General features: G+C 71.2%; 4 protein-coding genes. 3 read left to right on the top strand and 1 reads right to left on the bottom strand.

Annotation, left to right across the window (positions count from 1 at the left end):
• Nucleotides 1-69: 69 nt before the first annotated feature.
• Nucleotides 70-504 (bottom strand): MarR family winged helix-turn-helix transcriptional regulator, encoded by a 435-nt coding sequence (locus ACFXB5_RS43340; protein ID WP_385219172.1) that lies wholly within the window; start codon nt 502-504, stop codon nt 70-72.
• 100 nt (nt 505-604) lie between these two features.
• Here ACFXB5_RS43340 and ACFXB5_RS43335 point away from each other — a divergent pair, with 100 nt between their 5' ends.
• The 3 genes from ACFXB5_RS43335 to ACFXB5_RS43325 all read left to right on the top strand — a co-directional run bounded on the left by ACFXB5_RS43335 (nt 605) and on the right by ACFXB5_RS43325 (nt 3,577).
• Complete coding sequence (locus ACFXB5_RS43335; RefSeq protein WP_385219170.1) at nt 605-739, top strand: hypothetical protein; 135 nt, start codon at nt 605-607, stop codon at nt 737-739.
• 19 nt (nt 740-758) lie between these two features.
• The gene (locus tag ACFXB5_RS43330) at nt 759-2,213 is read left to right on the top strand and encodes an FUSC family protein (RefSeq protein ID WP_385219169.1); all 1,455 of its coding nucleotides are present in this window, start codon (nt 759-761) and stop codon (nt 2,211-2,213) included.
• Between the two features lie 212 nt (nt 2,214-2,425).
• Nucleotides 2,426-3,577: a chitinase gene (locus ACFXB5_RS43325; protein ID WP_385219167.1), complete on the top strand. Its 1,152-nt coding sequence runs from the start codon at nt 2,426-2,428 to the stop codon at nt 3,575-3,577.
• The last annotated feature ends 89 nt before the right edge of the window (nt 3,578-3,666 follow it).

Here is a 3,666-nt window from a genome sequence, read left to right as displayed (position 1 = left end):
ACCCCCCCCCCGCCTCCCGCGCGCGGGTCGGGTCCCCACCCCACAAGCCGGTCCCCCCGGGCCCCACCCTCAAGAGTCGGCGAGGCGGTCCATCAGGCGGGCGGCGAGCAGCAGAACCTGGCGCTCGGTCTCATTGAGGCCGGTGAGCGCGGTGTCGAGCCATGCGTCGCGCTGCGCCATGTCGCGGGCGAGGGCCTCGCGGCCCGCCTCCGTGATCTCCAGCAGCTGCTGTCGGCCGTCCCGGTCGTCACGGGTCCGGCTGATCAGGCCGTCGCGTTGGAGTTCGGCGAAGACCCGGGTCAGGGATTGCGGCTGCTGACGGTCGGCGGCGGCGAGGGCACCGGCCGACATGGGCCCGTTGCGCCGCAAGTGGCCGAGGACGCTGCTCTTGTTGAGGCTGAGCCCCTCCGCGGGGCGCTCCGCGCTCAGCCTGCGGGCGAGCCGGACCACGCCCTGCCGAATCCCGGCGGACAGGTTCTCGTGTGCTGGTTGCTCTGCTGCCACATCGCTAAGCTATCACTTACTAAATGCCACCGGTTGGGTTTACGCTAGGGCTCATCCTCAGGTCGGCCCCCGGCGGTGATGCTACGCAATGCTTACGTTCTTGACGCGGCTGCGTCGGGCACCGCGCTTCGACCCGAAGTGGCTGCGTCTGCGGGCGACCGCCGTGACCATGGCCACCGTGCTCGGTACGTACGGCTGGGCGCTGCTCATCGAGCATGCGGCCGGGCTGCGCTGACAGCGTCGTACAGGCCGTCGTGATCGCCTCCGCTCTCGGGCGGGTGCAGCAAGTCCTGGACCACACCGACCGGCTGCCGGCGTGTGTCGTGCTGCCGTGCGCGGCGGCCGGCGGAGCGGAGTTGACCACGTTGCTCCAGCGCCATCCCACCGTGGGTGACGTGGTCTTCGCCGTGGGCGCGGCCGGGGCGATCTGGTTGCGGCGGTTCGGAGTGCGCGCCACGCGGGTGGGCACTCTCCTCGCCCTGCCGCTGGTCGCCGTCCTGGTCGTGCCCGGTGGCGCCGGGCCCGCGGGCGGGCACGAGCGCACCGGGTGGGCGGCGGTGATGGCGCTGGTCGCGGTCGTCTGGGGAGCACTGCTGACGTGGGTGGCGCAGCGCACCCGGCTCATCCGCAGGCCACCGGCTGCCGAAGTGGCCGCGGCAGCGGCCGGGGCACGGCGTGGCGGGATACCGGCCGGCACCCGGATGGCGTCGCAGATGGCGGTCGCGCTGGCGGCGGCGTTCGCCGTGGGCCGGACGCTGTGGCCGGACCACTGGACCTGGGTGGTCCTCACCGCGTTCCTGGTCTGCAGCGGTGCGCGAAGCCGGGCGGATGTGCTGGTGAAGGGGGTGTGGCGGACGGTCGGTGCCGCGGTCGGCACGGTGGCGGCGGGCGCCCTCACCGGATCGTTCGGACCCCGCTCGGACGCCGCGGTGGTGCTGATCTTCGCGGTGCTGGCGGTGGCCACCTGGCTGCGGGAGCTGAGCTACGCGTACTGGGCGGGCTGTGTCACGGCCGTACTGTCACTGCTCTACGACTGGTTCGGGCAGAGCCCGGGGGGCTTGCTGCACACGCGGCTGGCGGGGATCGCGGTCGGCGCGGTCCTCGGCATCGCGGCGTCGTGGCTGGTGTTGCCGATCCGCACCTCTTCGGCGGTGCGGGCCCGCACCGCCGCCGCGCTGGCCGCGCTGACCGAACTGCTGGAAGCCGACTGGCGCGACGGCCGGGCCGTCCGCATGGCCCACGCCCGCTTCTGTCACCGCGTCGAGCAACTGGGTGTGACCACCGCGCCGCTGCGGACCCTGGCCGCGCCGCCCCTGCCCCGTGCGCTGTCCGTGCGGCGACGGCGGAGCGTCGACGCGCTGCGTGCCGTGGCGGCCTTGCGGCACTGCGCCGAACCGGTCGGCGATCTCGCCACCGCCGTCACATCCAGGCCGGACGCCCTCGCCGACGACCCGGGCCTGCGCGCGCGGCGTGACGAGGTGGCGGCGCACACACTCGCCGTACGCCGCGCCATCGGCCGCCGCCCGGCACCACCCGACACCCCCGCCTCGGCTCCACCGACGAAGGCCCACCCCACCGGACCGGAGGCGGCCGTGGCCTTGGCGGCCCTTGCCACGATCGGCACCCAACTCGACGTACTCACCGAGGTGTTCGGGCCGCCGCCGATTCCACCCGCGTCGCATCCGGCCGCGGCCACCGCCCGCTCCTAACGCATACGGCCGACCACCCATGGAGCAAACGCCGCGGCGACGCAACACTGAACGTGAAGATCCGCTGCCCGATTTGGTCCGGACCATTGACACTAGTGGTCTAGTCCTGTTGTCTCGTGGGCGCGCAACCTCCCCCATGTCTCCCGTCCATCCCTCCCCCTCTCCCCACACACTTCAGCTCCGCCTTCCCCCCACACCAAGGAGCGGCCCCCATGAGCCTCCGTTTCCCCTTGAGCAAGAGGGTCCTGACCGGCGTGTGCGCCTCCGTCGCCGCGGCCGGGCTGCTCGCCACGGTCTCGACGACGACCGCCGACGCGGGTACCACCTCCGCCGCCACGAAGGCGGCACTCCCCGACCACGCGCTCGTGGGCTATCTGCACTCGAGCTTCGCCAACGGCTCCGGATACACCAAGATGGCCGATGTCCCCGACAGCTGGGACATCATCGACCTGGCCTTCGGCGAACCCACCTCCACCACCTCCGGCGACATCCGCTTCAGCCTCTGCCCCCAGAGCGAATGCCCGAACGTCGAGTCGGAGGACGAGTTCAAGGCGGCCATCAAGGCCAAGCAGGCCGCGGGCAAGAAGGTGCTGATATCCATCGGCGGGCAGAACGGCCAGGTGCAGCTCACCACCACCGCCGCCCGCGACAAGTTCGTCGAGTCGGTCGGGGCGATCATCGACAAGTACGGACTGGACGGCCTCGACATCGACTTCGAGGGCCACTCGCTGTCGCTGGACGACGGCGACACCGACTTCAAGAACCCGAAGACCCCCGCGATCGTCAATCTCATCGCGGCCGTGAAGTCGCTCAAGGCGAAGTACGGATCCGACTTCGTCCTCACCATGGCTCCGGAAACCTTCTTCGTACAGCTGGGCTACCAGTTCTACGGCTCGGGCGCCTCCGGCGGCCAGGACCCCCGCTCCGGGGCGTATCTGCCGGTCATCCACGCGCTGCGGGACGATCTCACCCTGCTGCACGTCCAGGACTACAACTCCGGACCGATCATGGGGCTCGACAACCAGTTCCACACCATGGGCAACGCCGACTTCCATGTCGCGATGACCGACATGCTGCTCAGCGGCTTCCCCGTCGCGGGCAACGCCGACAACGTCTTCCCCGCACTGGACCCGTCCCAGGTGGCGATAGGCCTGCCCGCGAGCCCCAACGCGGGCAACGGCCACACCACGCCCGGCGATGTGACCAAGGCCCTCAACTGCCTGACGAAGAAGAGCGACTGCGGCGGCTATGAGCCCCACGGCAGCTGGCCCGCCCTCCGCGGGCTGATGGCCTGGTCGATCAACTGGGACGGCTTCAACGGCGGCGAGTTCTCCAAGAACTTCGAGACCTACTACGGCCGTTGAGCCATCGCCCCGGGCAAGGGGGGCCGCCGGCGGGCCCCCTTCCGGGGGGGGGAGGACTGGGGGGGTGAAAAACAACCCGTGAACCCCCG

Source organism: Streptomyces sp. NPDC059455, assembly GCF_042750115.1.
In the GTDB taxonomy this organism is placed as follows: Bacteria; Actinomycetota; Actinomycetes; order Streptomycetales; family Streptomycetaceae; genus Streptomyces; species Streptomyces endocoffeicus.
Note: the sequence above shows the minus strand (reverse complement) of the source record. Positions and strands in the feature narration are given on the sequence as shown.